Raw genomic sequence first — 1,143 nt, forward strand, 5'->3', positions numbered from 1 at the left:
GGCTTGCACCCAAGGCGGCGTAAAGGCTCTAATCCCCTAACCCATACAGGCTAGTTTCATAGAAACGAACCGCACGATCCGGACGTGCTGGTTTCCCCGCATCCGGCTCCCGATGTTCTTGGCTTGCGCCTTTGCTCATGTGGAGATAATCGTGGCAGCTTTCGTGAACCGCTAGAAGGTTATTTATTTTCCAATTACTATGGCAACCATCTACATGATGCAGATGTACCTTTTCATCGCCTAGCATTTTTAGACCACATTTCCCACATTTATGGTTTTGCCGCTTTAAAGCTTTAGAGGTTTCGCCGTTATAAAGTTTGCTGTTACGCTCACTCCAGTAAGCTATATCTCCGTCGTAGGGCGATTTCTCCCCTTTGACATTGACAAATTTGTTTTCGGAGTAAGGAACCGCCGGGAACGCTTTTTCTATCAATTTCTTGACAGTATAACGGTTCTGTTTCGATTCCTTATTGAATACCTTGAAGGCTCTATTGTTGATGAACCACAGCGAGAACCGTGACCCATCTAACTTACAGTAGCGGTGGTAATTTCTCCAGCCTCTAACTACAGGGGCTAATTTCTCAGCCTTGACAGTAGCACCATAATTCGAGTTGTTAACGATGTGTTTTACCTTCTGACGGAACGCTTTAAAATTGTCCGCTGATGGAACGCATCTAAATTTCCCGTTGTTCTGCACTTTGAAATGCCAACCGAGGAAGTCAAACCCATCTGTCGTAGCTGTTAGCTTAGTTTTCTTTTCACTAACTTTCATGCCTCGTTCTGCCAGAAATTCGCTGACTTTATCAAGTATTGCCACTGCGTCATCTTTGGGCTTCAGAATTATTACCATGTCGTCCGCATAGCGGACTGATTGGTGTATTTCCTCAATCCCATTGAGAGCGATATTGGCTAGTAATGGACTTACCACGCCCCCTTGTGGGGTTCCTTGTTCCGGGAATTCTGGATTGACTCCTGATTTTAGACAGCGGAATATTCCGGTCTTGATGCCTCTTGGGGCGATGAGTCGTTCCATGATGCTCGCGCGTGCTTATCCTGTCGAAGCATTTGTCGGGTGAGGTTCGAGAGTCACCTCTCTCCCCTCCCCTAAGAACGCAGCATGAGAGTTTCCAGCTCACTGCGCTC

General features: G+C 46.7%; 1 protein-coding gene. It reads right to left on the bottom strand.

Features of this window, described 5'->3' with window-relative positions:
• Positions 1-28 precede the first annotated feature (28 nt).
• Positions 29-1,033: a group II intron reverse transcriptase gene (locus tag QUA02_RS33455; protein ID WP_333034029.1), complete on the bottom strand. Its 1,005-nt coding sequence runs from the start codon at positions 1,031-1,033 to the stop codon at positions 29-31.
• Between the last annotated feature and the right edge of the window lie 110 nt (positions 1,034-1,143).

Source organism: Microcoleus pseudofavosus SVA1_A4 (assembly GCF_036700565.1).
In the GTDB taxonomy this organism is placed as follows: Bacteria; Cyanobacteriota; Cyanobacteriia; order Cyanobacteriales; family Microcoleaceae; genus Microcoleus.